The 22,386-nt window shown below is 36.2% G+C and carries 19 protein-coding genes; 16 read left to right on the forward strand and 3 right to left on the reverse strand.

Annotation, left to right across the window (positions count from 1 at the left end):
• Positions 1-152 precede the first annotated feature (152 nt).
• The 3 genes from spoIVB (at position 153) to BN2144_RS12100 (ending at position 3,455) form a co-directional block, all read left to right on the forward strand.
• Positions 153-1,427: a SpoIVB peptidase gene (gene spoIVB / locus BN2144_RS12090; RefSeq protein WP_033828458.1), complete on the forward strand. Its 1,275-nt coding sequence runs from the start codon at positions 153-155 to the stop codon at positions 1,425-1,427.
• 408 nt (positions 1,428-1,835) lie between these two features.
• Positions 1,836-2,636 (forward strand): sporulation transcription factor Spo0A, encoded by an 801-nt coding sequence (gene spo0A, locus BN2144_RS12095; RefSeq protein ID WP_033828459.1) that lies wholly within the window; start codon positions 1,836-1,838, stop codon positions 2,634-2,636.
• A gap of 96 nt (positions 2,637-2,732) precedes the next feature.
• Positions 2,733-3,455 (forward strand): glycerophosphodiester phosphodiesterase, encoded by a 723-nt coding sequence (locus tag BN2144_RS12100; RefSeq protein ID WP_033828460.1) that lies wholly within the window; start codon positions 2,733-2,735, stop codon positions 3,453-3,455.
• A gap of 33 nt (positions 3,456-3,488) precedes the next feature.
• Here the strand turns inward: BN2144_RS12100 and BN2144_RS12105 are convergent, their stop codons facing one another.
• Complete coding sequence (locus BN2144_RS12105) at positions 3,489-3,725, reverse strand: DUF2627 domain-containing protein (protein WP_033828461.1); 237 nt, start codon at positions 3,723-3,725, stop codon at positions 3,489-3,491.
• Positions 3,726-3,848: 123 nt separating this feature from the next.
• On the opposite strand from BN2144_RS12105, the gene BN2144_RS12110 reads away from it, so the two are divergent.
• The 11 genes from BN2144_RS12110 (at position 3,849) to BN2144_RS12160 (ending at position 18,134) form a co-directional block, all read left to right on the forward strand.
• Positions 3,849-5,546 (forward strand): sigma-54 interaction domain-containing protein, encoded by a 1,698-nt coding sequence (locus tag BN2144_RS12110; protein WP_050632300.1) that lies wholly within the window; start codon positions 3,849-3,851, stop codon positions 5,544-5,546.
• Between the two features lie 154 nt (positions 5,547-5,700).
• The gene (locus BN2144_RS12115) at positions 5,701-6,798 is read left to right on the forward strand and encodes a Leu/Phe/Val dehydrogenase (protein ID WP_033828462.1); all 1,098 of its coding nucleotides are present in this window, start codon (positions 5,701-5,703) and stop codon (positions 6,796-6,798) included.
• A gap of 67 nt (positions 6,799-6,865) precedes the next feature.
• Positions 6,866-8,293 (forward strand): dihydrolipoyl dehydrogenase, encoded by a 1,428-nt coding sequence (gene lpdA, locus BN2144_RS12120; protein WP_033828463.1) that lies wholly within the window; start codon positions 6,866-6,868, stop codon positions 8,291-8,293.
• 138 nt (positions 8,294-8,431) lie between these two features.
• Positions 8,432-9,370, forward strand: a complete 939-nt coding sequence (locus BN2144_RS12125; protein ID WP_407638070.1) for a thiamine pyrophosphate-dependent dehydrogenase E1 component subunit alpha — start codon at positions 8,432-8,434, stop codon at positions 9,368-9,370.
• 10 nt (positions 9,371-9,380) lie between these two features.
• The gene (locus BN2144_RS12130) at positions 9,381-10,364 is read left to right on the forward strand and encodes an alpha-ketoacid dehydrogenase subunit beta (protein ID WP_033828465.1); all 984 of its coding nucleotides are present in this window, start codon (positions 9,381-9,383) and stop codon (positions 10,362-10,364) included.
• 21 nt (positions 10,365-10,385) lie between these two features.
• Positions 10,386-11,648 (forward strand): dihydrolipoamide acetyltransferase family protein, encoded by a 1,263-nt coding sequence (locus BN2144_RS12135; protein ID WP_033828629.1) that lies wholly within the window; start codon positions 10,386-10,388, stop codon positions 11,646-11,648.
• A gap of 344 nt (positions 11,649-11,992) precedes the next feature.
• Positions 11,993-13,930 (forward strand): methylmalonyl-CoA mutase family protein, encoded by a 1,938-nt coding sequence (locus tag BN2144_RS12140; RefSeq protein WP_033828466.1) that lies wholly within the window; start codon positions 11,993-11,995, stop codon positions 13,928-13,930.
• Entirely contained in the window at positions 13,927-16,071 is a 2,145-nt protein-coding gene (gene scpA / locus BN2144_RS12145) for a methylmalonyl-CoA mutase (RefSeq protein WP_033828467.1), read from the forward strand. Before BN2144_RS12140 ends, scpA begins: the two co-directional genes overlap by 4 nt.
• A 2-nt stretch (positions 16,072-16,073) precedes the next feature.
• Positions 16,074-17,108, forward strand: a complete 1,035-nt coding sequence (gene meaB, locus BN2144_RS12150) for a methylmalonyl Co-A mutase-associated GTPase MeaB (protein ID WP_050632301.1) — start codon at positions 16,074-16,076, stop codon at positions 17,106-17,108.
• 5 nt (positions 17,109-17,113) lie between these two features.
• Positions 17,114-17,551: a BrxA/BrxB family bacilliredoxin gene (locus BN2144_RS12155; RefSeq protein WP_033828468.1), complete on the forward strand. Its 438-nt coding sequence runs from the start codon at positions 17,114-17,116 to the stop codon at positions 17,549-17,551.
• 76 nt (positions 17,552-17,627) lie between these two features.
• Positions 17,628-18,134 (forward strand): L,D-transpeptidase, encoded by a 507-nt coding sequence (locus BN2144_RS12160; protein ID WP_094763146.1) that lies wholly within the window; start codon positions 17,628-17,630, stop codon positions 18,132-18,134.
• 39 nt (positions 18,135-18,173) lie between these two features.
• Here the strand turns inward: BN2144_RS12160 and prli42 are convergent, their stop codons facing one another.
• Entirely contained in the window at positions 18,174-18,269 is a 96-nt protein-coding gene (prli42, locus tag BN2144_RS19935; RefSeq protein WP_154665510.1) for a stressosome-associated protein Prli42, read from the reverse strand.
• A gap of 516 nt (positions 18,270-18,785) precedes the next feature.
• Positions 18,786-20,225, reverse strand: a complete 1,440-nt coding sequence (locus BN2144_RS12165; protein WP_033826673.1) for a DDE-type integrase/transposase/recombinase — start codon at positions 20,223-20,225, stop codon at positions 18,786-18,788.
• A gap of 171 nt (positions 20,226-20,396) precedes the next feature.
• Between BN2144_RS12165 and mce the strand changes: the two genes are divergently transcribed.
• Complete coding sequence (gene mce, locus BN2144_RS12170; RefSeq protein WP_033828632.1) at positions 20,397-20,795, forward strand: methylmalonyl-CoA epimerase; 399 nt, start codon at positions 20,397-20,399, stop codon at positions 20,793-20,795.
• A 32-nt stretch (positions 20,796-20,827) separates the two neighbouring features.
• A complete protein-coding gene (locus BN2144_RS12175) occupies positions 20,828-22,381 on the forward strand; it encodes an acyl-CoA carboxylase subunit beta (RefSeq protein WP_033828633.1) in 1,554 nt (517 codons plus the stop codon).
• Positions 22,382-22,386 lie beyond the last annotated feature (5 nt).

A 22,386-nucleotide genomic window follows, 5' to 3' on the forward strand; every position in this document is an offset into this window, starting at 1 on the left:
TAATCGCGATTTTTTCTTTTTTTGTCATAGGTTCAAAAAAAATCCATTTCCTACATTATTTTTTTTAGTTGATTCATTATAAATGACTGCTTTATCGGCAAGATTATAAATGTAACCTTTGTGTGGACTTGAAGCGAGGAGAGTGGAATGACATGAAGAGAGAGAAAAGAAAAATAATTGGCTATATTCTCCTTGTTTCTTTCGTTTTAATTACCCTTTTTTCACCAGTTGGTAAAATTTTAACGATTTCTAATGAGATTACGTATTTTAATGGTCAGTCATTTTTGTTACCAAAAGCACCTTTTGTTCAGGCGAGTACGAACCGGAATATGATTGAAATGGACGAAAAAGATGATTTGGAGCTTATCGCTAAAAAAGATGGGCGAAATGAAGTTGTGTATAACATTGCTGGCTTACCAATTAAGAAAGTTCATGTAAATGTGTTGAAAGATTTCAAAGTAATACCTGGTGGTCAATCGATTGGAGTTAAAATTAACTCAAAAGGTGTACTAGTTGTCGGTTACCATCAAGTAAATACAAACACCGGTAAAGTTTCTCCTGGTGAGGAAGCTGGTGTCAAAGTAGGAGATTTAATTACAAAAATTAATGGAAAGACAATTGAATCGATAAACGAAGTGGGCTCCTTTGTACAAAAAGCAGGGGAACGGGGGGAACCGTTACAATTAGTCATCCAAAGAGAAAATAAAGAATTTCAAACGAGATTAACTCCTCAGCAAGAAACTGAAGATGACAAATATAAATTAGGTCTTTATATTCGTGACTCTGCTGCGGGGATTGGTACCCTTACTTTTTATGAACCAAAAACAAAAATATATGGGGCATTAGGACATGTTATATCTGATATGGATACGAAGATGCCAATCGTTGTTAAAGATGGTTATATCGTACCGTCGACAGTCACTTCAATTCAAAAAGGAACGAATGGTGTACCTGGGGAAAAATTGGCTCGATTTTTAAATGAACGGAATGTCGTAGGAGACATTAATAAGAACAACCAATTTGGTATATATGGTACTCTTCATAAAGATATTCAAAATCACGTGATGAATAAGCCGATACCTATCGCATTATCTCATCAAGTAAAAAAAGGTCCAGCAAAAATTTTAACAGTTGTTGATGATGATAAAGTCGAATTATTTGATATCGAAATTGTTAGTTCTATACCACAAAAGTTTCCAGCAACAAAAGGGATGGTTATAAAAATAACCGATCCGAAATTATTAGAAAAAACGGGTGGGATTGTCCAAGGGATGAGTGGCAGTCCAATTATTCAGGATGGAAAAATCATTGGAGCAGTTACCCATGTTTTTGTCAATGACCCAACAAGTGGCTATGGTGTACACATAGAATGGATGTTAAATGAAGCAGGATTAGATATATATAAGAATGGAGAAAAAGCAAGTTAATAAATCAAGGGCTCATGGCAACATGGGCTCTTTTTAGCTAATAGGAAAGGATAAATGTTCCAATTTCTACTTTCCTTGTGCGCTAAGCGGGACAAGGAAGACTTTAGCAGCTACATCAAAGCCGAAAATCTCTCTTTATTTTCGGCGAACTCTAGGCTCTTTGGTTGCTAAAAGCTAAGGGCGTCCCTGAGTTTTATTTAGTTGAATTTTGGAAAAGTTTTATTGAAAAGATGAGAAATAGAAAGAATAAAAAAGGAAAATAGTAAATATAATGTTGTAAACTGTTGAAAAACGTTTGAAATATAGGAAAAAGGACATTTTTTTAAAAAGTGAAAGGGATTTCTATTGGAATTGTCGAAAAAGTTAATTACAATATAATAAGGATTATGAAATAGGGAGGAAAACTTTGTGGATAATATTAGAGTTTGTATTGTTGACGACAATAAAGAACTAACGAACCTATTAAAGGATTACATAAATAGCCAGGAAGGGATGGAAATTATCGGGGTAGCTTATAATGGGCAAGACTGCTTGCAAATGGTTGATCGTCTAAAGCCTGATGTATTATTACTCGATATCATTATGCCACATCTAGATGGTCTTGCTGTTTTAGAACGATTGCGGGAAAAGGAGTACATGCCTAAAATTATTATGCTCACAGCATTTGGACAAGAAGATGTAACGAAAAAGGCAGTGGAATTAGGAGCTTCCTATTTTGTACTGAAGCCATTTGATATGGATCGCCTCGTTGAACAAATTCGTAACGTTTGTGGAGTAGGTGTTTCTGTTACAAGACAAGAAAGTAATCTTAATTTGAATCAAAACTCTGTCATGCAAACAACACGACCTGTTGCAAAGAGCCTTGATGCAAGCATTACAAGTATCATCCATGAAATTGGGGTACCCGCACATATAAAAGGGTATATGTATTTACGAGAAGCCATTTCAATGGTATATAAAGATATTGAATTATTAGGGTCAATTACAAAAGTGTTATATCCAGATATTGCGAAAAAATATAATACAACAGCAAGTCGAGTTGAAAGGGCGATTCGCCATGCGATTGAAGTTGCTTGGTCTCGTGGAAATATTGATTCAATCTCTAGTCTGTTCGGTTACACAGTAAGTATGTCAAAAGCAAAACCGACGAACTCAGAGTTTATTGCAATGGTCGCTGATAAACTTCGACTTGAGCATCGCGCATCCTAAAGATATACGAAATAAAAAAGAGAAATACTTTGTTAATCAATTTAAACTTAGTTTTATGATTATTACTTCATATGACTTATAAAAAGTGGTGGAATTATGACATTAATATTTGGTCATCGTGGTTCAGCTGGTACATATCCGGAAAATACGATGCTCTCCTTTAAAGAAGCAGCACAATCAGGTGCGGATGGAATTGAATTAGATGTTCAATTGACAAGAGATGGTGAAATTGTAATTATTCATGATCAAAAGGTTGATCGTACAACGAACGGAAAAGGTTTAGTGAAAAACTTTACGTTAAAGGAAATTAAACAATTAAACGCTGGGGCAAATTTTCAAAAGGGTAAGTATGAGGCAGACATTCCAACGTTGGAAGAAGTATTGGTGTGGTTATCAAAAACAGATTTACTTATTAATATTGAATTTAAATCATTTACAATTGATAACCATGATTTGGAAGAAAAAACAGTCCAGTTCGTAAGAAAGTATAAGTTAGAAGAGCGAACAATCTTCTCTTCGTTTAATCATTATGCGATTGTTTATTGTTACCGGATCGCACCTGAAATAGAAACTGCTCCATTATATTCTGAAGGATTATTTATGCCATGGATTTATGCGGAATCAATTAAATCAAAAGCGATTCACCCACATTATCGGGTAGCTCCGAAAAGGTTAGTTGAGGCTGCTCAAAGTTATGGAATAAACGTTCGACCGTATACAGTTAATAAAGAGGATGAAATAAGACGTTATATAGACTGGAATACGGCGGCAATTATTACTGATTATCCAGAATTAGCGAGAATTATTAGGGACGAATGAAAATAGAAAAAACGCCGATTGATTCGTTAATAATTAGCGAGAAAATCGGCGTTTCGTAATTTTATTTCTTTTTTTGTCTCGGTGATAAATAAAACCACCAATAATAGCTAGTCCTGTTAAAAAAAATAAAAATCCTACGGAAATTTGCTGCCATATTTGAAAAAATGGCCAATGGATAATTTTAAAAAGACTATCCCGAATTAACTTTACACCAATAACAGACAGTACGCCTGGAATGAGAATAATAATCAATGCAAGTAATCTACCCATATAATCACTCCAATATGAAATATAGTTTTGTACGACTTGCTTATTTTTTGATATAATTGAAATATAATGAAAAATCATGAAATTGTCAAGGGTTTTGACTATAAATAAAAGGGGGGGTGCCTATTGCAAAAGGTAATGGTTATTGGTGCTGGTCAAGGTGGGTTAGCTATTTTGAAGATTTTACGAGAAATAGCATCTCTCCAGAAAATCGTTTTAATTGATAAAAATCTACAGGCACCTGGTATTATACAAGCAAAAAAAGAAGGAATCCCTTTTGGTTCCGATTGGAAACAATTTATTCACGAGGATTTTGATATTATCATTGATGTAACAGGGGATGAATCTGTTTATCAAGAACTTCAAGCTTATAAAAATCAAATGATTATTGTTCCTGGATCACTTGCTTATATCATCGTTCAATTAATGAGGGAAAAAGAGCAGTTGATTCAGGAATTACAAGATGAGACGATTAAAGGGGATGTAATGCTTAAAGCCATTATTCATTCGAGTAACGATGCGATTTCGGTTGTCGATGAAAATGGGAAAGGACTATTAATAAACCCGGCATATTCAAAGCTTACTGGACTTCATGAAAAAGATATAATTGGAAAACCAGCAACAACAGACATTTATCAAGGCGAAAGTATGCATCTTTATGTACTAAAAACGAAGAAGCCGGTAAGAGGAGTGAAAATGCTTGTTGGGCCAACGAAAAAAGAAGTTGTTGTTAATGTAGCTCCGATCATTGTTGATAATCAATTAAAAGGTAGTGTAGGTATTATTCATGATTTATCAGAAATCCGGGAATTAACAACAGAGTTACAAAAGGCAAAGGAAAGAATACGAACATTAGAGGCGAAGTATACTTTCCGTGATATCGTTGGTGAGTCGGAAGAGATGTTGATTGCTATTGAACAAGCAAGTATTGGTGCAAAGACTCCGGCAACCGTTTTGCTCCGAGGGGAGTCTGGTACGGGAAAAGAACTATTTGCCCATGCCATTCATAATGCAAGTGATAGAAAGATGCAAAACTTTATTCGGGTAAATTGTGCGGCAATTTCTGAATCCTTACTGGAAAGTGAATTGTTTGGCTATGAGGATGGGGCATTTTCAGGTGCAAAGCGTGGCGGAAAAAAGGGGTTATTTGAAGAAGCGAATAATGGAAGTATTTTTCTAGATGAAATTGGAGAAATCTCATTGAATACGCAAGTGAAGTTATTACGTGTATTACAAGAAAAAGAAATTGTTCGTGTCGGTGGTACGAAACCAATCCCGATAAATGTTCGAATTATTGCGGCAACGAATAAGAATTTAGAACAAGAAATAATGAACGGTCATTTTCGCGAAGATTTATATTATCGAATTAACCGAATTCCCATTTACATACCTCCATTAAGAAATCGCTTAACAGATATCCCACAGCTCTGCAATCGGCTCATTCAAAAAATAAATCATGATTATGGAAGAACTGTGGAAGGGATAACAGACGATGCCATTGCCGCACTGAAAAATTACCATTGGCCTGGTAATATTCGTGAATTAGAAAATGTATTAGGACGAGCAATGATTTATATGAACTATAATGAACGCATTATTGATATAACCCATCTGCCCAAACTTGAATATATTACTAGTAAAGGTGAAATGGATCTTTCTTTGCCAAGGGAATCAAAATCTTTACAAGAGATGACAGATGACTTTGAAAAGAGAATAATTGAACTTGTGTTAAATAAGTATCACGGAAATAAGACGAATGCTGCAAAAGAATTAGGAATTTCTATACGATCACTATATTACAAATTAGAAAAGTATGGCCTTTAATTGCAAAAATTAACATGCATATTCTTGCAAGTCTTGCAATGTATTGCAATTTATTTTCGTGTTATTCTTTAAAACGCTTACAAATAAAGTTGGCATACTTTTTGCAAGAATGTTAGTAGGGATAAAAACTTATCGCAGAAGGAGAGATATTACGATGGAAATTTTAAGATACATGGAAGAGTACGATTACGAGGAATTACATTTTGTTCAAGATAAAAGCTCTGGATTAAAAGCAATTGTTGCCATTCACGACACAACTTTAGGTCCAGCATTAGGTGGTGCACGGATGTGGACTTATGCAACGGAGGAAGCTGCAGTTGTTGATGCATTACGTTTAGCTAAAGGAATGACATATAAAAATGCTGCTAGTGGACTCAATTTAGGTGGTGGAAAATCCGTGATTATTGGAGATCCAAAAACAGAAAAAAATGAAGAGAAATTTCGTGCCTTTGGTCGTTTTATACAAAGTTTGAATGGAAGGTATATAACCGCAGAAGATGTGGGTACAACTGTAGAAGATATGGATATCATTTACGAAGAGACAAATTTTGTGACCGGGATTTCGCCTGCTTTTGGTTCATCTGGAAACCCGTCACCTGCAACAGCTTACGGGATTTATCGTGGTATGAAAGCAGCAGCTAACGAGTATTTCGGTACGGACTCTTTAGAAGGGAAGGTGGTAGCTGTTCAAGGGGTAGGCAATGTTGCTTATCATTTATGCCGACATTTGCATGAAGAAGGTGCACAGTTAATTGTAACAGATATAAATAAAGCAGCAGTCAAACGAGTACAAGAGGAATTTGGTGCGAAAGCGGTTGACCCTAATGAAATTTTTTCAGTAGATTGTGATATATTTTCCCCATGTGCATTAGGTGCAGTTATCAATGACGAAACAATACCGTTACTAAAAGCAAAGGTTATTGCAGGATCAGCTAATAATCAATTAAAAGAAAACAAACATGGTGATACTCTTCATGAGATGGGAATCATTTACGCACCAGACTATGTAATCAATGCAGGTGGCGTAATTAATGTTGCAGATGAACTATATGGCTATAATCGTGAAAGAGCATTTAAAAAGATTGAACAAATTTATGATAACATCAAAAAAGTATTTGAAATATCTAAACGAGATCAAATCCCTTCATATGTAGCTGCAGATAGAATGGCAGAAGAGAGAATTAACAAAATTAGCCGTTCAAGAAGCTCTTTTTTGCTTAATGAAAAACATATTTTAAGTAAACGTATTTAGTAGCTATACAATATATATGGTCTGATTCATTTGCTCGAATCAGACCATTCCTAAGAGGTGACGTTTTATGGCAAAAGAATATGATCTCGTTATTGTCGGTGGCGGTACAGGTGGTTATGTTGCTGCTATACGCGCGAGTCAGCTTGGCTTGAAAACAGCAATCGTTGAAAAGAAAAAATTAGGTGGTACTTGTCTTCACTCTGGCTGCATTCCGACAAAAACATTTTTAAAAAGTGCTGAAGTATATCGAACGATGAAAGTAAGTCACTTGTACGGTGTCTTTTCAACAGATGGTACTCCTACTATTGATTTAAATAAAATTCAAGAAAGAAAAAATATAGTGATTGACCAGCTTCATAAAGGTGTTCAAATGTTAATTAAAAAAGGGAAAATAGATGTTTATTCTGGCATTGGACGGATATTAGGCCCATCTATCTTTTCCCCATTACCTGGAACGATTTCTGTCGAGCTAGAAGATGAGGTTGAAAACGAAATGTTAATCCCTAAATTTGTTCTTCTTGCAACAGGTTCAGAACCAAAGGAAATCCCTCATTTTCCTTTTGACGGGGAGAAAATCTTATCTTCTGATGATATGTTACATTTAAAAGAATTACCGAAGTCGATTATTATTGTAGGCGGTGGTGTCATCGGTATTGAGTTCGCTTCAATGTTAGCAGATTTTGATGTAGAAGTACTATTAATTGAAGCAGCTGAAAGAATTCTACCGCAAGAGGATCATGATATAAGTATAGATTTAACGAAGCATTTAAAGAAAAAAGGAATTAAAATTTTTACAAGTACTGAAGTGCTTTCCTATCCATCCATGAATGAAAATGAAGTAGTTATACAGGTAAAACATGCTGACCAAGAATTATCAATTGTAGCAGAAAAATTGCTTGTTTCAGTAGGTAGAAAACCAACTACACAAGGAATTGGGTTAGAGAATACCGACATTGTTGTTCATAATGGATATATAGAAGTAAATGAATATTATCAGACAAAAGAATCCCATATATATGCCATTGGTGATTGTATTGGAGGAATGCAATTAGCGCATGTTGCTACAAAAGAAGGGATTATCGCAGTAGAACATATGACCAATAAAAATCCGCAAACTTTGAACTATTCTCATGTTCCGAAATGTGTTTACTCATTTCCAGAAGTTGCAAGTGTTGGCTTAACTGAAGAGGAAGCGAGAAGTAAATATAACGAGTTAAAAGTTGGGAAGTTTCCATTTAAAGGAATCGGTAAAGCGTTGGTGAATGGCCATTCGGATGGCTTTATTAAAATGATTGCGGATGCAAAAACAAATGATCTTCTAGGTATTCATATGATTGGAGCACAAGTAACAGATTTAATAGCTGAAGCCAGTTTAGCAACTACATTGGATGCAACACCGGATGAAATCGCCAATACGACTCATCCACACCCAACGTTATCAGAAATATTTGCAGAGGTAAGTCTTTTAGTAGAAGGAAAACCAATTCATTTCTAAATCGATTATTGATATATAGGTAGCTTACATCCCCTAAATCCCTATTTTTTAACGTTATTTTACAAATGAACGGAGGTTTTCTATGTGAATGAAGTTCGGCATCGAAAATTAGGACTATCCGATTCAGTGGTTTTACACATGTATGAAACAATGATATTAGCAAGAAAATTAGATGAACGCATGTGGTTATTAAACCGAGCTGGGAAAATTCCTTTTGTTATATCAGGTCAAGGACAAGAAGGGGCACAAATCGGTGCGGCGTTTGCACTCGATCGATCAAAAGACTATGTGCTTCCCTATTATCGTGATATGGGTGTAGTTTTAGCTTTTGGTATGACTCCTAGAGAATTAATGTTATCTGCATTTGGAAAAGCGGAAGATCCCAATTCAGGTGGGAGACAAATGCCAAGCCATTTTGGGCAAAAGAAAAACCGAATTGTTACGGGTTCCTCTCCTGTAACGACACAAGTACCTCATGCAGTTGGATTTGCTTTAGCTGCTAAAATGACGCAGCAAGATTTTGTTTCACTTGTTACTTTTGGGGAGGGCTCATCGAACCAAGGCGACTTCCATGAAGGGTTAAATTTTGCAGGTGTGCATAAACTTCCGGTCATTTTTATGTGTGAAAATAATCAATATGCCATTTCTGTACCATTAAAAAAGCAGCTCGCTTGTGAAAGAGTTTCTGATCGGGCAATTGGATATGGTATGCCAGGTGTCACTGTTGATGGCAACGATCCGCTCGCTGTTTATGAAGTTGTAAAAAATGCTCATAATCGTGCTAGGCATGGTGGTGGTCCAACATTAATCGAAGTTTTAACATATCGATTTACTCCTCATTCGAGTGACGATGATGATAGAGCCTATCGAAATCCTTCAGATGTTAACTTAGCTAAAGAAAAAGATCCAATTGCACTTTTCGAGAAATATTTAAGAGATGTGAATTTACTTAATAATGAAATGAAAAAAGAGTTGGAAGATAAAATAATGAAAATTGTCAATGATGCTACTGAATATGCAGAACGTGCATCGTATCCAACACCTGAAGATACATTGAAGTATGTATTTAAGGAATAGGAGGGATAAAATGGCGCTTATTTCCTATATTGAAGCAGTTACGATGGCGATTAGGGAAGAAATGGAACGGGATGAGAAAGTTTTTGTTTTAGGTGAGGATGTTGGAAAAAAAGGGGGGGTTTTTAAAGCAACTCAAGGGTTATATGATCTATTTGGTGAAGAACGGGTTATTGATACACCATTAGCGGAGTCAGCGATTGCCGGTGTTGCAATAGGTAGTGCTATGTACGGTATGCGACCGATTGCTGAAATGCAATTTGCCGATTTTATTATGCCTGCAGTCAATCAAATTATTTCAGAAGCCGCAAAAATTCGCTATCGTTCCAACAATGACTGGAACTGCCCACTCGTTGTTCGTGCACCATATGGAGGAGGCGTTCATGGAGGGTTATATCATTCACAATCGGTAGAAGCGATTTTTGCTAATCAGCCAGGGTTAAAGATTGTTATGCCGTCAACTCCTTATGATGTAAAGGGATTATTAAAAGCAGCTATTCGTGATGATGATCCTGTCTTATTTTTCGAACATAAACGGGCTTATCGGTTAATTAAAGGAGAAGTACCTGTTGACGATTATGTCCTTCCGATTGGAAAAGCGGATGTAAAAAGAGAAGGTGAAGATATTACAGTTATCACATATGGTCTTTGTGTTCATTTAGCATTACAAGCTGCAGAAAAGCTAACAAGTGAAGGGATTTCCGCACATGTATTAGATTTACGTACAATCTATCCTTTAGATAAAGAGGCAATTATTTATGCAGCAGCAAAAACAGGTAAAGTATTATTGGTGACAGAAGATAATTTAGAAGGTAGTGTGATTAGTGAAGTGGCAGCGATTATTGCTGAGAATTGTTTGTTTGAGTTAGATGCCCCTATCATGAGATTGGCCGGTCCTGACGTTCCTGCAATGCCATTTTCACCACCGATGGAAAAATTTTTTATGATTAACCAAGATAAGATTGAAAAAGCAATGCGTGAATTAGCAGAGTTTTAGGAGAAAGGATGGGTGAGTTTCATGGGATTAATGACAATCACAATGCCACAACTTGGAGAAAGTGTAACAGAAGGGACCATTACGAATTGGCTTGTCACACCAGGTGACCATGTTCAAAAGTATGATCCGCTTGCAGAAGTGTTGACAGATAAAGTTACAGCAGAAATTCCTTCCTCTTATACGGGTAAAATTAAAGAACTCATTGCAAAGGTAGATGAAACATTAGCGGTAGGTGAAGTGATTTGTACGATAGAAACGGACGAAGTAGAGGCAGAGGCTAGTCCTTCCTTACCTACTGAAGATTTTCAAGCAAAAGTGAGTTCAAATATGGAAAATCGAGAGAGCACAAAACAACGATATTCGCCAGCGGTTTTAAAATTAGCAAGTGAACATAACATTGACTTAGCCAATGTTGTTGGTACTGGAAGAGGTGGGCGTATTACAAGAAAGGATATTCAGAAAATAATTGATTCCGGAGTAATTTCAAGTGATCAATCCCCTCGCTTCCAACATTCTTCTAAAGATTCGAGTACGTTACAAAATACGAATGAAATAAAGCCAATTCAAAATAGAATCAATCAAGGTGATAGAGAAATACCTGTCACTGGAATTCGAAAAACAATTGCATCGAATATGACAAAAGCAAAACAAGAAATTCCGCATGCATGGATGATGATGGAAGCGGATGTCACGGAACTTGTGAACTATCGCAACGAAATTAAAGATGAGTTTTATTCGAAAGAGGGTTACTCACTCACTTATTTCGCCTTCTTTGTAAAAACAGTTGCGCAAACATTAAAGGAATTCCCAGAACTTAATTCAACATGGGCTGGCGATAAAATCATTCATAAAAAGGATATTAACCTCTCCATAGCTGTTGCTACAGATGATGCATTATTTGTGCCAGTTATTAAACATGCGGATGAAAAATCAATAAAAGGAATTGCTCGAGAGATTCATGAGTTAGCTACAAAAGTACGAACTGGACGTTTACAGTCAGAAGATTTGCAAGGAGGTACATTCACGATTAATAATACTGGATCTTTTGGTTCAGTTCAATCGATGGGTATTATTAACTACCCACAAGCAGCAATTTTACAAGTTGAATCAATTGTTAAGAAATTAGTTGTAATGGATAACGGAATGGTCGCTGTAAGAGATATGGTTAATTTGTGCTTATCTCTTGACCATCGAGTTCTAGACGGCTTTATTTGTGGTAAGTTTTTAAAGAAAGTTAAAGAACGACTGGAGACCATGACAAAAGAAAATATTTCCATTTATTAAATTCGTTAAGGGGCTATTTATTAGTCCCTTTTTAAGCTAATAGGAAAGTTCTACTTTCCTTGTGCGCCTAAGTACACAAGGAAGGATCTAGCAGCATTACATTGCAACCGAAAAAAAGCTTTTTCGGCGAACTCTAGTCTCTTGGTTGCCTTGAGGCTCGAGCCATTAGTTTTCTTTAAATGAAAAAACAAAATCCATAATCATTCGAAGTTCTATATTACTCCAATGTATTAGTAAATAGTAATTAGATTTACTCTTTTAGTTATATTCGTTTTGCAATTATACTTTTTTCAGCTACAATAACAAATATAATGAATCTAATTTTCAAATAAGGGGGAATTATTTTGAAGGAGGTTCACGGTGCCAGACAATTTAAAGAAGTGGTAGGTAGCAAATTTTTAAATGCACGTTATGAACAATGGGTGGAAGCAGCAAACCGCGCTTTAAAGGGGAAAACAATTAGTGAATATTACCATCGTACATATGATCATATTACGATTAAACCACTTTATATAAAAGATGATTTACCCGCTGGCTTTGAAAGAATGAATCCTAGTTTAAATAAAAATAATGAATGGAAAATTGCTCAGTTCGTTCAAGCAGAGACTCTTGAAGAACTTAATAAAAATTTGTTAGAAGCAATAAAATATGGGCAAGATACAATATCTTTTCAACTTACAAATAACATGAACGAGACATCACTTGAAACCATACTTCATAATATTGATCTTGACAGCCTGCCTTTTTTTATTGTTAGCAAAGAAGAAATTATCCCTTTTTATTTTATGTTAGCAAATAAAATGAACGTAAATACGGTTTCAGGTTTTATTGGTTGTGATCCAATTGCTGTTTTTTTAGAGAATGGCGTTTCACTTGATCGAATGAAAACGTTTTATTCACTTTGGAAAGAAACAATCTTGTTTGTAAATCAATCTTTACCAAATGTAAAACCAATTTTCGTAGATGGAAGGATTTATGAAAAGACTGGCGGAACTGCGGTACAACAACTTGCGTTCTCCCTCGCGAGTGCTGTTGAGCATATTGAACAATTAAAAGAAAAAGGGATGAGTATAGAAGACATTTTTGGAAAAATCGTATTTGGCTTTTCTGTAGGATCGGACTTTTTTACAGAAATTGCAAAACTTCGAGCTGCAAAATACTTATGGAATAAAATTGCTGAAATGTATCATGTACAAAATAAAAAGTTGCCAATTTTTGCAGAAACAACAATGGTAAATAAATCAAAATTAGATCCGTATACGAATATGCTTCGAATTGGTGGTGAAGCGTTCGCAGCGGTAGTTGGTGGCGTACAATGGTTAAGAGTTACTCCGTATGATGAAGTTTTTCATGAAATTAGTTCATTGGGAACAAGATTGTCATACAATATCCATCATTTACTACGTGAAGAGGCAAAGCTAAGTATTGTTAGCGATCCGAGTGGAGGGTCGTACTTTATCGAATCATTGACTCGTGAGCTAATAGAAAAGGCTTGGGAACTATTTTTGAAAATTGAAGAATCAGGTGGGATGTTACAGGCGACCAAATCAGGTGAAATACAAAAACAAGTAACTCAAGTAAGAAGAAAAAAGCAAACGGATTTTTATTATCGCAAAATAAAATTAATAGGAACAAATCAATATGTAGATGCGAATGAGAAATTGCATGTAGGAAACAATTGCGACAATGAACAATTCAGTGGTCACTTACTAGATGATAATCTTGATAAGATAAAGGAAATGGTTCAAGCGGGAGCGATGTTAAAGGACTTTTTTAATGAAACAATCGATCAATCAATAAGCGGTGAAAATATTGACCCTCTTACACCATACCGATTAAGCGAACGTTACGAAGAATTGCGATATGAGATATCACACTATGAAAGAAATATCGGGCAAAAGCCTGAAGTCATTTTAATTAGTTGTGGTGATACAAAAATATTAAAATCACGATTTGAGTTTGTATCAGAATTTTTACGTGGAGGTGGTATAAGCACAGTTTTCCACGAAGGAAACAACTTTGACAAAATTATAAAAGAAACCGGGAAAAAATTATATTGTTTTTGCGGGTCGGAACAGCAATTGATGGAGGCGCTTGCTCCAATAGAAAATATTATTCAAAAGTATCCGGATAAAGAGTTTATTATATACGGTGTAGATAATGATGAGGTTCAAGAAAAGTTCGAACAATGTGGTATCCACCTATTCATTAAAGAAGATAAAAACCAATTAGTCGTATTACAAAAGATTGTACGTTTTTTAGTTAGGGGGGATCATGCATGAGACCGAATTTTAAAGAGATTACAATACTTCCAGATGGTGTTCAGAGCGAAGAATTTAAGAAAGAGCGAGTTTTTGAAACATACGAAAATATTTCCATTCAATCAGCATATACAAATGCAGATGCAAAAAATATTGACCATTTACATTTCTATCCAGGTTTGCCGCCGTATACGAGAGGACCATATCCAACAATGTATGTGAACAGACCATGGACCATTCGTCAGTATGCGGGATTTTCCACAGCCGAAGAGAGTAATGCCTTTTATTTGCGAAATTTAAAAGCGGGTCAAAAAGGTTTATCCGTTGCGTTTGATCTTCCTACGCACCGTGGTTATGATTCAGATAATCCTCGTGTCATTGGTGATGTCGGAAAAGCAGGGGTAGCCATTGACTCGATTTTAGATATGAAAATATTATTTGATCAAATCCCTCTAGATAAAATGTCGGTTTCAATGACTATGAATGGTGCCGTTTTGCCTATAATGGCCTTTTATATCGTTACAGCAGAAGAACAAGGGGTCTCGCAAAGCCAATTATCTGGAACGATTCAAAATGATATTTTAAAAGAATATATGGTTCGAAACACGTATATTTACCCACCAGCTATGTCGATGCGGATTATTTCTGATATTTTTGCCTACACAGCTGAACATATGCCAAAGTTTAATAGCATTAGCATTTCTGGTTACCATATACAAGAGGCAGGGGCTCCCGCTGATATAGAATTAGCATATACATTAGCAGATGGGCTCGAATATGTTAGAACGGGTCTTGCTGCAGGTATTGATATTGACGCATTCGCCCCTAGACTTAGCTTTTTCTGGGGAATTGGGATGAATTATTTCATGGAAGTAGCGAAACTTCGTGCAGCACGCTATATTTGGGCAAAATTGATGAAACAATTTAACCCTAAAAATCCAAAGTCACTTGCCTTACGTACCCATTCCCAAACATCTGGATGGAGTTTAACAGAACAAGATCCATTCAATAATGTCATTCGAACGTTAATTGAAGCACATGCTGCAGCGATGGGGCATACACAATCACTACATACTAATGCCCTTGATGAAGCTATTGCACTACCGACGGATTTCTCTGCCCGAATTGCCCGCAACACACAAATCTATTTGCAAGAGGAAACAGGAATTACGAAAACAATTGATCCATGGGGCGGTTCTTATTATGTTGAAACATTAACGAAACAATTAATAGATCGTGCTTTTAAACATATTGAAGAGATTGAAAGCTTAGGTGGCATGACAAAAGCTATCGAGGCAGGTTTGCCAAAGCTGAAAATAGAAGAAGCAGCTGCAAAAAGACAGGCGATGATTGATTCAGGTAAAGAGAAAATTATTGGAGTCAATTCTTATCAAACCGATATCGAAGAGGAGATTGACATTCTTGATATTGATAACACCATTGTTCGTGAAAAACAAATTGCTAGATTAAAAGAATTAAAAGCGACAAGAAACAATGAAGCGGTTGAAACAGCTTTAGTAGCAATTCGTGAAGCTGCAAAAACAGGTGAAGGAAACTTACTTGCATTATCAGTAGAAGCAGCTAGACAGCGGGCAACGTTAGGTGAAATCTCAGACGCTATTGAGTCTATTTCTGGAAGACATCAAGCAACCATTCGTTCAATAAGTGGTGTATATCGAAATGCCTATCAAAATAATGAAAAGATCGAAGAAATTAGGGCGATGACCGAAGAGTTTTATCAATTAGAAGGTAGAAGACCTCGATTACTTATGGCGAAAATTGGTCAAGATGGTCATGACCGCGGAGCTAAAGTAATCTCGACTGCTTTTGCTGATCTTGGCTTTGATGTTGATATCGGTCCTCTTTTTCAAACTCCAGAGGAAACAGCACGCCAAGCGGTAGAAAATGATGTTCATGTTATCGGAATGAGCTCACTAGCAGGTGGACATAAAACGTTTCTTCCTCAATTAAAAGAAGAATTGAAAAAGTTAGGTCGTATGGACATTGTTGTTGTAGTTGGAGGGGTTATTCCGTCTAAAGATTATGCCTTTTTAAAAGAACACGGTGCAGCAGCAATATTTGGTCCGGGAACAGTAATACCTGATTCTGCGAAAATTGTTTTAGAAGAAGTTTATAAACAGTTGGGCTATGAGGAAGTGTAAAAATGGCTGAAAACAAGCGTATCCGTTTGAAAAAACAGGATATCGAAATTCCACTAGATCAATTCATTGTTGGAATAAAAAATGGTGACCGGGCAACGTTAGCAAAGGCCATTACATTAATTGAAAGTAACCATCCTGATCATTTTCATGCAGGTCAACAGCTGTTAAAAGAAATTATTCCCTTTACAGGTAAATCGGTACGAATTGGCATAACGGGTGTTCCAGGGGCCGGAAAAAGTACGTTTATCGATCGTTTTGGAACAGAACTTTGTCGTCTTGGAAAAAAGGTGGCCGTACTTGCCATTGATCCATCATCAACAATGACAGGTGGGAGTATCCTTGGAGATAAAACGCGAATGGAGTCTTTGTCTCGTGAAGATAATGCTTTTATCCGCCCTTCTCCTTCTTCTGGAACATTAGGTGGTGTTCATCGGAAAACTCGGGAAAGTATTTTACTTTGCGAGGCAGCAGGTTTTGATGTTATACTAGTTGAAACCGTTGGTGTAGGCCAAAGTGAAGTTGTTGTTAGGACAATGGTTGATATGTTTTTAATGCTTACAATCACAGGTGCTGGTGACGATTTACAAGGGATGAAAAAAGGGATTATGGAACTGGTTGACGGAATTATCGTTACAAAAGCGGATGGAGCAAATAAAGATTTTGCTAGGAAGACGAAAAATGAGTATAATCAAATTTTGCACTACTTAGTACCTGCAACAGATGGTTGGGAAACAAAAGCATACACATGTTCATCGTTAACTGGAGAAGGAATTGTTGAACTTTGGCATGTTGTTAATGAATTTGTTAATAAAGCAAAACGCACTGGTGTTTTTCTAGAAAGAAGGAAGAAACAAACTAGTGATTGGCTACTTACTTCAATTGCAGAAAAACTACAGCAATCTTTTTTTCAACATGAACAGATTAAATCCATCTTACCAACAATGAAACGTGATGTTGAAATTGGGAATATCCCTGTTTCTAGTGCGGTCGAACAATTAATGAATATTTATTTAACTAACAATTGTCACAAGGAGTGAAAATGATGAGTATAGATTTCAATTTGATGATGAATGATTTTATCGAACAAGCACGTAAAGATATTGCCGAAGCTGGATATATAGAATTACGCACACCTGAAGAAGTAGATGAAGCATTTAAAAAAGAAGGGACCACATTGGTTATGATTAATTCAACATGTGGCTGTGCTGGTGGAATTGCTCGACCAGCCGCAAAAAATGCAATTCATTATGATAAGCGACCAAATCATTTAGTGACTGTTTTCGCTGGACAAGATAAAGAAGCTACTGCACAAGCAAGAAGCTATTTTGAAGAATATCCACCATCCTCTCCGTCTTTTGCACTATTAAAAGATGGTAAGCTTGTCGGGATGGTTGAACGCCATGAAATTGAAGGACATTCACCCGTTACTGTCATCGAGCGACTACAAGAACTCTTTGAACAACATTGTGAAGAAATATAAGTAACGAACACATACTGAATAATAAAACCACCTGTTTTTGTTTATACTAACGAAAAAAGCGGGTGGTTTTTTGAATATTATTTTTAGTATTTTACTTTTAGTCTCACCGATTTCTCCACTGTGGCCAATAGGACCGAACCCATTACCTGGAGACCCAATAATTATCGTTAATAAGACAACAAATGAAGTGGCATTTATTTCTGATGGAGAAATTCAAGATGTGTATAAAGCAGCCACGGGTAAAAAGCCTGAATTAACTCCAGAAGGTATGTTTACTGTAACGGTAAAAGCAATTAATCCATATTACCGGAAGAAAAATATTCAAGGAGGGTCTCCTAAAAATCCATTAGGAACGCGGTGGATTGGCTTTGATGCGGTGGATACGGACGGGAGAACATATGGAATACACGGAACAAACCAACCTTGGTCCATTGGATTATATATTTCGGAAGGGTGTATCCGGTTAAATAATGAAGATGTCGAAAAATTATTTGGAGATGTTCCTATCGGGACAAAAATTTTCATCACAAATGAAAATCGTAGCTTTGAACAGATTGGAAAAGAAAAAGGGGCCATTCCATAATCGAGGAATTGGCCCAAAGTTTAAAGAAAATATCTTATCTTAAAAAAGAGCGGATAGCCCTGTAAACAATGTAGTAGCGACCATAGCGAGAATCATTAAATAAACAATAATTTTCCGTACTTTTTTATTTCCCATAGAGACGTTCTAACCTCCATAATATTCTACTTAAAATTATTTTATCGTTAATTACAACTCCGAACAAGTCTAAAATTTTTCCTTTCTTAATAGATTTATATAAGAAGAACTAAATAATATTTCAATAAAATATATTTTTCTTATTTTCAGTGATTTATTAGTGAAAATGTGAGGATTTTGATATATTATATAAATATGTACTATGACATCGAAATCTGTTCAATAACAGTTGTGTGATAGATTTTGGGTAATGTCAAAAGTTCTATGAAAAACGGATAAGCAAACAAGATTTATTCCGAAATAAGGTGGAGAACCGTCGCCATTTGCCCTTGACAAACACGCCGATGGTTTAAGTTAGGTGTAACAAGGGTGAAGGGAACTAAATTAAGGCATGACAAATACGCCCTTGTTTTCCGAAAATTTTAAACCATCGGCTAGTTCGGTTTGTCAAGGGTTCGCTTCGCCAAATGGCTGGTTTGAATGTTAAACCATTCAAGGGCTCAGCTAAAGCTAAATTTAGGCGGCTTGTATTTCTAGAAGCCATTGTTGAGCGAGTTCAATCATTTTTGTCCAACGTGCCGGCATGTGTGGCAATTTGGAGAGTTCTGGGATCATAACTGGCACTTTATTCTCCAGTGAAGCATGTGGCCTGAGAAAGTTAAAATATGCTACGAATAAAGTCACATAGGATACCGATCCCTTTTCTGAACCAAACCCATGTGTAGCCTTATAATTACCCTTAAAAGTACGATTGAGTCTCTCAATAATTTGTTTAAGCGGTCGATATTCCGTTGAAACAGGATCCTCATTGGTTAATCCAATGACTTGCTTCACATCAAAGTGGATATCGTGCTGGGCAAAGAAGTGTTGAGCCAAAAGGTAAATAGGATTCCCATCGACCACAAAAGTAAGATCTTCTGGAATCTCTTTTAGCTTAAGCAATACTTCATCAATGGCTAATACAGCTGCCTGTGTATCTCGGTTTGGTGAAACAGGATACGACAAAATAATCTTTTTTACGGTATCAAAGAAGAAGAACAAGTAATTCCAACGTCCACTCACACGGATATACGTTTCATCACCGCAAAATTGATTGGAAAGCTCATACGGATAATGGTCGATAAACGGTTTCATTATGAGCGCGACACTGTTTTCGTAGTTTAAAATACTTTGGTGAGAAATAGAAACTCCGTGAATATCATTCATAATGGCCGCGGTTTTGCGCGCTGATAAGCCGTAGTTTACGTGATAAGTCAAAATAAGTCCCAGTGTATGCGGAGACACGTACAATTTCGATAAATCTACTTTCGGTAACTCTGGAGACTCTTTCGACAGTGGCTTATAGTCGAACTTAAACAGGCGAAATATATAGCGCATTTTGAACGCTTGTGGGTCTTTTTTGAACGGTTTCTTCTCTTCTTTCGAAAGACCTTTTAACTTCTTTTGGTAGTAAGAACATTGATTATTTTTACACTTGAAAACATCAAAATCTTTTCGTTCTTTTATCTTTTCAAGTGTTTTTGAACAGTGAGGACATCGTAAAATGGCCTCTTTCAAATAACGATTCTTTTCGCTAAACAAACACGCACACACTTTACATTGATATTGTCCTTTATCTCCATTATTTGCATAAAGAAAATCAGAAGGAGCACCACACTTTGGACAATTCAAATGAGAAGGCACACAAACTTTGGCGTTTTTATGTCTACGAACCGGTTTTAATGGTTTCCCGTGTTTTTCTAGAAAATCATTAAGTAGTTCTTGATAATCAAGCTTTTCAAGTGTTTCAACAATCGGAAGCTCATCCACCTGTAGTTTTCGATAAGGCTTGCTTATCGGTTTTTCTTCGGGTTTATCAAACATACTCTTTCCAATTAAAAGAGTCTGTAAAATTTTGATAGTCTCATCTTGGTACTTGATAAATTCAAATAAATAGGTTAATAATTGAGGATACAGACTTGTTCACTCCAATCTTGTTAGTTGTGTGTGTGGTAACCTCAATTAACCATAGATTTTAGGGGGTGGCAAGTCTTTTTTTGTTCAATGCCTTATAAATCAATGGTTGTTAACCTATTTAATATAAAAACTTTTGACAATACGACTTTTTGTTTAAGGGGTGAAGTATGGGTGAAGGGGATTGACCATATTGGAATAGCCGTGAATTCTATTGACAATGCGCTTCCGCTGTATACAAATATTTTTCAAATGTCACATGTAAAAACAGAAATGGTGGAATCACAAAAAGTAAAAGTAGCATTTATTAACGCAAATAACACAAAAATTGAATTACTTGAACCAATTAGCGAGGATAGTACGATTCAGAAGTTTTTAAATAAAAAAGGAGAAGGAATTCATCATATTGCTTTTAAAACAGAAGATATTTATGGAGAACTAGAAAATCTAGAAAGAACAGGGGTACAACTCATTGACAAAGAACCGCGAATTGGTGCAGGGGGAGCACTAGTTGCATTTATTCATCCAAAGGGAACTTTTGGTGTTTTATATGAACTTTGTCAAAAACAATAAAACCTGAGTTAATGAACAAAGGGGAGAAACAAATGATAGATACGAAGAAAGAAGATATTTATGATAAAATCCATGAATTATACGATAAGAGAAGAGAAGTAGAGCTTGGTGGTGGGGAAGACCGAATTGATAAACAACATGAAAAGGGTAAAATGACAGCTCGGGAGCGGATTAATGTATTAGTTGATGACGGAACATTTGTTGAATTAAATCCTTTTATGGAGCACCGTTCGCATGATTTACCAAAAGGACCTGGAGATGGGGTTGTTACTGGGTTTGCAAAAGTAAATGGTCGAGGCGTCTACTTATTTTCTCAAGACTTTACGGTATTTGGTGGTGCACTTGGAGAAATGCATGCGAAAAAAATTGCGAATGTTATGGATTTAGCTGCAAAAAACGGTGTCCCAATAATCGGTCTAAATGATTCGGGAGGTGCACGAATACAGGAGGGAGTCGTCTCTTTAGACGGATACGGACATATATTTTACCGAAATGCCATTTACTCTGGTGTTATTCCTCAAATTTCAGTCATTATGGGTCCATGTGCTGGAGGTGCTGTATATTCGCCTGCAATTACTGATTTTGTCATCATGGTTGAAAAGACAAGTCAAATGTTTATAACGGGACCAAAGGTTATCGAAACGGTTACCGGTGAACAAATTAGTGCGGAAAATTTAGGGGGGGCTAGAGTTCATAGTTCAATTAGTGGAAATAGTCATTTCCGCGCTGAAACAGAAGAAGAAGCGCTTAAGCTTGTGCGAGAACTCCTATCGTATTTACCTAATAATAATGAAGAAAAACCACCAAGCTGTGAAGTTGAAGATTTTGTTGATTATCGACCAGATTTAGCTGAAATTGTCCCTTTTGATACGGTTCGGCCTTATGACATAAAAAAAGTGGTTGAGCAAGTTGTTGATGAGGATTCATTTTTAGAAGTTCAAAAGGATTTTGCTAAAAATATAGTTGTTGGGTTCGGTCGTGTGAATGGAGAAGTTGTGGGACTCGTTTGTAATCAACCAAAGTTTATGGCAGGTGGACTAGATATAAATTCATCGGATAAAGCAGCACGTTTTATTAGATTCTGTGATTCATTTAATATCCCTATTATTACCTTCGAAGATGTGACTGGTTTTTTTCCTGGAGTTAACCAAGAACATGGGGGAATTATTCGTCACGGAGCAAAAATTTTATATGCCTATTCAGAAGCAACTGTACCAAAAATTACAGTAATTACTCGAAAAGCCTATGGTGGAGCATATGTTGCTCTAAATAGTAAGTCGATTGGTGCAGACCTCGTATTTGCTTGGCCTAATGCGGAAATTGCTGTAATGGGTCCTGAGGGAGCAGCAAATATTATTTTTGCTAAAGAGATTCAAAATAGTGAGCAACCAGAAGTTGTACGCCAACAAAAAATTCAAGAGTATAAAGATAAATTTGCCAATCCTTATGTAGCGGCAAAAATGGGAATGGTTGATGATGTCATTGATCCACGAGAGACACGAATAAAAATGATTCAAGCACTCGATATGTTGAAAAATAAAAAAGAAAATCGACCGAAAAAGAAACACGGAAATATTCCTTTATAAGAAAG

The sequence above is a fragment of the Bacillus andreraoultii genome, assembly GCF_001244735.1.
GTDB classification, from domain to species: Bacteria; Bacillota; Bacilli; order Bacillales; family Caldibacillaceae; genus Caldifermentibacillus; species Caldifermentibacillus andreraoultii.

Bases quoted from the DNA above. Each gene is read 5' to 3' on its own strand.
- lpdA (WP_033828463.1), top strand. From the start codon at position 6,866: ATGGCAAAAGAATATGATCTCGTTATTGTCGGTGGCGGTACAGGTGGT.
- spoIVB (WP_033828458.1), top strand. From the start codon at position 153: ATGAAGAGAGAGAAAAGAAAAATAATTGGCTATATTCTCCTTGTTTCT.
- BN2144_RS12175 (WP_033828633.1), top strand. From the start codon at position 20,828: ATGATAGATACGAAGAAAGAAGATATTTATGATAAAATCCATGAATTA.
- BN2144_RS12100 (WP_033828460.1), top strand. From the start codon at position 2,733: ATGACATTAATATTTGGTCATCGTGGTTCAGCTGGTACATATCCGGAA.
- BN2144_RS12130 (WP_033828465.1), top strand. From the start codon at position 9,381: ATGGCGCTTATTTCCTATATTGAAGCAGTTACGATGGCGATTAGGGAA.
- BN2144_RS12105 (WP_033828461.1), bottom strand. From the start codon at position 3,725: ATGGGTAGATTACTTGCATTGATTATTATTCTCATTCCAGGCGTACTG.
- scpA (WP_033828467.1), top strand. From the start codon at position 13,927: ATGAGACCGAATTTTAAAGAGATTACAATACTTCCAGATGGTGTTCAG.
- BN2144_RS12135 (WP_033828629.1), top strand. From the start codon at position 10,386: ATGGGATTAATGACAATCACAATGCCACAACTTGGAGAAAGTGTAACA.
- meaB (WP_050632301.1), top strand. From the start codon at position 16,074: ATGGCTGAAAACAAGCGTATCCGTTTGAAAAAACAGGATATCGAAATT.
- BN2144_RS12115 (WP_033828462.1), top strand. From the start codon at position 5,701: ATGGAAATTTTAAGATACATGGAAGAGTACGATTACGAGGAATTACAT.
- BN2144_RS12155 (WP_033828468.1), top strand. From the start codon at position 17,114: ATGAGTATAGATTTCAATTTGATGATGAATGATTTTATCGAACAAGCA.
- prli42 (WP_154665510.1), bottom strand. From the start codon at position 18,269: ATGGGAAATAAAAAAGTACGGAAAATTATTGTTTATTTAATGATTCTC.
- BN2144_RS12125 (WP_407638070.1), top strand. From the start codon at position 8,432: ATGTATGAAACAATGATATTAGCAAGAAAATTAGATGAACGCATGTGG.